Source organism: Cyanobacteriota bacterium, assembly GCA_025054735.1.
Taxonomy (GTDB): Bacteria; Cyanobacteriota; Cyanobacteriia; order SKYG9; family SKYG9; genus SKYG9.
This window is the reverse complement of record JANWZG010000271.1, coordinates 1-5,454: the sequence shown is the minus strand read 5'-3', so window position 1 is coordinate 5,454 and position 5,454 is coordinate 1. Positions and strand designations below refer to the sequence as shown.

The window sequence follows — 5,454 nt, the reverse complement described above, 5'->3', positions numbered from 1 at the left end:
TTGGAGCAGGCACAATCGTTGGGGCTGGTGATGGAGGTGTCTGCTCAGAAGCAGGAGTAGCGGCAGGTTTTGGAGTAGAAATTGGCTGTGCAGCGGGGGCAGAGGATGGCAGACTTGTAACTGGAGCGGAGGGTGCCGAAGGCGATGGGGTCGCAGGGGCAGCTACAGGAGATGCTGGCTCGTAATTAGGATCCGTAATGCGACGGGCTTCCACCAATGGCAAGTCTCCTCGAATCAGTTTTGAGAAGCTATCCATGCCATTTGGCTCATAGGTGATCAGACGGGCTGTTGTGTTGAACTGATTCTGCACAGGTTCCCCATTTTCATCCAGAAACTCTAACTTTACCCAGTTCTTGCCGGGTTGAAAGCCTTTCAAATAAATGGGCTGCCAGCGATCGAACACAAAGCTCTGGCCATTGATCGTCGCTCGAATTCGCCAATCGGGAATGTCATCTTCAGGAGATGTTTGGGCGACCATATGCAGCGGAGCGTTCGTTAGATAAAAATCCAACATAATTGGCTCTGCCCCATAGCTGCCAGTTGGGCGACTGTAAGTCAGCAAAGGCAACTTCGGGTCAGGGGTATTGGTTCCAGTTTTTGCTCCAATGTGAAACGTTACCTGGGCATAGGCACCCTCGTTCTTAAAGCTTTCGTGCCAAGGCCGCGATGCAAATGCCCGGATTGTGTGGGAACCTGCGTCCAAGTCCTTTAACACCAAGGGCTGGCTGAGGTCATAGACCATTGTATAGGGCTGGTTGTCTAGAATCACCTCTAAGTGAGGCCCCATACCCAAGACCTCATCCTGAAAGATGGGCAAATCCTTCACTTGGAAGCGCACAGTCACCGTATCATCAGTCAATACCTCGTCGGGTTTGGGGCTAAGGATAGTGACTTGGGGCTGATAGCCCTCTAGGTAGGTCTGGAGGGCTTGGATGGCTTGGGGAGGAGACACCTCGACGATCGGCGGTGCGGCTGGTTTTGTAGCAGACGGTTCTGGAGTCAGGACAGTTGTGGGTGGTGGTGCTGGCTGTCTTGCTGCCGGTGCCGTTGCTACAGCCCGATCGCTACAGCCTACGATCACCATAGCAACTATAAGCACTGTAGCCCAGGTTATAGTTCTCCATGCGGCGTTCAATCCTGTCCTTGCCACATGCTGCCAACCTTGCATAGTTCCACATCCAGCCATAATGCCAACCTCCCGATGTCCAAGGGTTCCTAATCTACACCCAATGACATTATTACCGAAGTTGTTCCAATTCCCGCTGAAGTTCTTGCTCAGAGGTGGGCATCCAGTTTGGGCCTCGTAAGCGTCGCAACATTTCCAGTGCCTGCTCGCGAGACTGTCCTGTATTCGCTTCGTGCCGCTTCCAGAATTGATCCCACCAGTCAGGGGGTTCTTGCTTGTTGCCGTCGTATTCCGTGGGTCTGCCCGTTTCACCCGCTATGACTAGGCTGCCTACGTAGGCTGCATCTTTGTAAACTCGATCAATCTGAGCTTTAATTTCTGCCATGTCCTGAGGTGACACGACACCATTACTGGTGGCTTTGTAGAACTGCACGGTTACCCGCACAGGGAATCGTGGATCGCGCTCGATCGCTAGCCCATCAATCTCCGTGAACACACCCTCTACCTTGCCATGACCGATTACTGCTGCCTCAACATTGCTAGCGGATCGATTTCTTAACAGTTGGGCTGGAGCTGCCATCGGCAATATGTCACCGAAACCCTCAAAGCTTACACGCTCTCGGTGTTTAAGAGGCACCTGAACCAATAGCACCATATTCAACCCCTCTTGCCCAGCTGCGCTAGCCGTTGGTTGACCTGTAGTGCTGGGAGTTTCTGCATTAAAATCACTGATGCGTTGACCCGTCAGGCTAGCTCGTTCACCATTTTTGTTAAAAAACAGCCGTTGTCCCCAGGTTGGCCCTGCTGCAAACCCATCTCGCTTGTTGTCAATAATGGTGACGCTGGTGCCTTCACGAGTTGCCAGAATCGCCAACACGGCTGGATTGCCCTCAGAGGACTGGTAGTTGAACAAGACTGGGTTAAACTCAGCCTTGTCTCCCTTGGGAATAGGCAAGAAACAGGCTTGGGCACTAACAAGGGCATGGGTGTCACGATCGGCCAGCAGAGAGGTTTTTTCCCCAGCCCACGACTCTGGTTTGTGGAGATAGCGGCGCAAATCTCCCAGAAAGTCCTTAAGGGATACCCGTCGCAGATCAGTTCCCTTCTCATTGCCTACCAACAGAAAGAACTGATCTAAGGGAATGTCAGCCGATAGATCTGAGAAGTTAGGATACCGGATCACAGGCATGAGGCTTAGCTCATATTGACGAGTTTTGGGGTTATACTGCTGCACTTGGATGGTCATATCGCTGATATTAGGGCCAACTGCAGAGCCTTTGTAGCGGCCTGTATCCTCCCAAGTGATATCCAAAATGTTGAGGCCATGCTGCCGAGCTAGCTGCTGGGATGCTCGATCTCTCACCATCGATTGGGTCTTATCAATCACCTGCTTATAGTTGTGGTACGCTGTCAAGTCTGCCATCATTCGCTTCAAGTCCTCCACTGTTAACCCTTTTTGCTTGGCCGCTGGAGATACCGCTGCTAACTGGGTAGTGGTACTCTGTGGCTGTCCACTGCTTGCTCCCTGGATGAAGACAAGCGGCACTAACCATGCCACCATCATCAGCGATCGTCCCAACATCATCACTTTCATTCACCTATCCTCCTCAAACCAACATTGGTTAGCAGGTGAGCACAAGTCTATGTCTCAGCAGAGATGCAATTTACTCCCTGCAATCATGTGATTACTAGGCTCCACTGCCTACTTAGATTCACCCTAATCGTTTCTATAGTTCCCTGGGTTGAGGTTGCAGTTTTAGTAACGACCTATTAGCCAATCTCCGGCATCCCTAAATTCACGACTAAAAAGCCCTCTCCCAGTGGGAAAGGGCACTGAAACCAGTGACGTTACAGGGCTTCTAGGCAGGCTGTTGCAGTAACTTGACGATCGATGCTTTTTCCAATAGTCCCAACAAAACCCCGTTGTTACCAATCACAGCTAGGGTGCTCAGTTGACTTTCCTCTAGGCGCTTGATTACATCCATCAAGGGCTGATTGTAAACAACTGTAGCAGCCGAGGTCATGGGCTTCGTCAAGTCGCCTACTGTTGTCGTTGTCCATTGATTGCTAGCCACAGATTTCAAGTCACTGACAGACAACTCGCCAATCAGTTGGCCTTCAGCATCGGTGACCAAAAACTTACGCCACAAGTCTTGATGTACGATCCGTTGATCGGCAAACTCTCGCAAGGACATGCTGCTCGTGACGATTGGACTGTTGGGAGTAACGACATCGGCTGCCGTTAATCCAGACAATTGCTCCTGCACTGCTGCAAACTGGGCTGACTGACCTGCATTCTGAAGCAAAAACCAACCAATTAACACGTTCCAAAAATTCAGGGAGCCACTGTAGGTGATTAGTGGCAGAACACCAGAGACAATCGCCAACCAACCTAGCAATTGACCTACACGGCTAGCAAATCGGATACCCTTGTAGGGGTTACCTGTAATCTTCCAAACAATTGCCTTGAGGATATTACCACCGTCTAAGGGCAAACCAGGAATAAGGTTGAACAGTCCCAACATGAGGTTGATATAGGCCAACAAACTGATAATTGCTGCTAATGGCCCAGAAACTGGTGTTGTAACCACTACGGTGGTCAAGACTCCGAACAGCACCAAGCTTACAAGTGGGCCAGCGATCGCTACCCAAAATGCCTCTGCTGGAGTTCTAGACTCTTTTTCCAAACTTGCCAACCCGCCAAACAGAAACAGAGTAATTGATTGCACCCCAATACCCTGATGCTGTGCCACAAAGCTGTGCCCCAATTCGTGGGCCAACACCGATGCAAACAGCAGTAACGCCGTAACAAACCCTAGCATTAAGGGGATGCCCACTGGGAGACTAGGAAACTGGGCAGCGAGACCACTACCGTAACTGACTGTCACCAACCCTAGCACCAAAAACCACGATGGATTGACATAGAATGGAATGCCAAATAGCGTGCCAACACGAATACTGCTGTTCATCAGCTCCTCCGTAACTTTCTTTAGAAGCGATACCGCCCCCTGCAATGCCTTCATTGTAACGAAACGTTAAGGAATCTCAGGTAAGCCCCTAAGGGGGGATAACCGCCCTCTTAATCGTAGTAGCCTGCTGATTAGCGGTAAGTCTACCCTCGCTTCTAACTCTGAGGCTAGGCAAGACCTAGACCCTTTACAGCAAAAAGCTACTGCTGGGAAATTACTTCCTCTAAGCAGTAGCTATCTCACTAATGGGTTTGGTACATCTTTCTCAATGCATCCAGTAACCTGCTTAGCTGCTCTACATATAGACAAGAGAGCAGACTCAGCAGCCAAGTTCTCTCCCTATGTTGGGGGTAAATTAGTCGAGCGCTTTAGGTCGTCAGTTGGTAACTCAGAAAACCGTCGAAGGCGCTGAGCAACTAACAACAGCAGATAAACAGCCAACAAATAACCAGCAGCAGGAATCAGTATAACCAGTGGAATGTCACGGAGTATCATAGGACAAGGCAACGGCAAGAAGGTATGAAGGGAGCGAAAGCATATCAACCAGAAAACACATGATAAAACTGCACTTTTGCCATATCCCAGCAGAGCGGTAGCAGCGATCAGTAAGCGGTCGCAAACTGATGAGAGCTACCACTGCTCCGACATTGCACGTAAATGCCGCAAGTTCTATCCCATCGAGAAACACACCTATAGTCTCCCATCTCTGTCCAGTACCACAAACAATCTCTGAGAATGCCTGCAGACTGTGAGCCTAGAGGCAACGTTCAAAAGAAACAGGCCTCAGGCAAAGACAACACACAGGAGGAATGGTGTCTAGCTCTCAGCGACTCCTCAAACTAGCAACCCTTGACGTAGCCAAGAGAAAAGCTAGCTTAAACACCTCACTCACGGCATCGTGTGAGAGCTACAATCAGCACTTAGTGTATTTATTTGGTTGAAATCCTTTCAATTAATAAGTTAACACAATAGTGTTTTCTTACGGAGGAAAAATCCGTAAATATTGCGATAAGTTTTGATAGGATTATCCGCTCATCTACTACGGAAAACCGTATGGAACACCCGGTTAACGACAACCTGCTGTTAAGGAGCCTTGCTATCGAAATGGTGGTGATATTAATAACCCACCATCCTTCCAAAGGCGGTTTTGACCACGAGGTAAATTCAGCTTAGAACTTGGCCCTAGATGCCGATCGTAGATTTCTCCGTAATTACCCACGTGTTTAACAATACGAGCTGCAAAGTCATTAGGCAGCCCTAGGTCTTGACCAAGGTTACCCTCTACGCCTAGAAATCTTCTGACAGCAGGGTCAGTGCTTTTTGCCATTTGGTCAACATTTTTAGAGGTAACTCCCAGCT

At 49.6% G+C, this 5,454-nt stretch carries 5 protein-coding genes; all 5 read right to left on the bottom strand.

Annotated features, from left to right (window positions below; translation table 11 throughout):
* The coding region (locus tag NZ772_12845; GenBank protein ID MCS6814438.1) for a hypothetical protein at window positions 1–1,186 on the bottom strand (1,186 nt) is incomplete at its 3' end.
* Window positions 1,187–1,238: 52 nt separating this feature from the next.
* The gene (locus NZ772_12840) at window positions 1,239–2,552 is read right to left on the bottom strand and encodes a hypothetical protein (GenBank protein ID MCS6814437.1); all 1,314 of its coding nucleotides are present in this window, start codon (window positions 2,550–2,552) and stop codon (window positions 1,239–1,241) included.
* Window positions 2,553–2,985: 433 nt separating this feature from the next.
* Window positions 2,986–4,095, bottom strand: a complete 1,110-nt coding sequence (locus NZ772_12835) for a site-2 protease family protein (GenBank protein MCS6814436.1) — start codon at window positions 4,093–4,095, stop codon at window positions 2,986–2,988.
* Between the two features lie 339 nt (window positions 4,096–4,434).
* The gene (locus NZ772_12830) at window positions 4,435–4,590 is read right to left on the bottom strand and encodes a hypothetical protein (GenBank protein MCS6814435.1); all 156 of its coding nucleotides are present in this window, start codon (window positions 4,588–4,590) and stop codon (window positions 4,435–4,437) included.
* A gap of 601 nt (window positions 4,591–5,191) precedes the next feature.
* A partial coding sequence (locus NZ772_12825) for an amino acid ABC transporter substrate-binding protein (GenBank protein ID MCS6814434.1) occupies window positions 5,192–5,454 on the bottom strand: 263 nt, incomplete at its 5' end.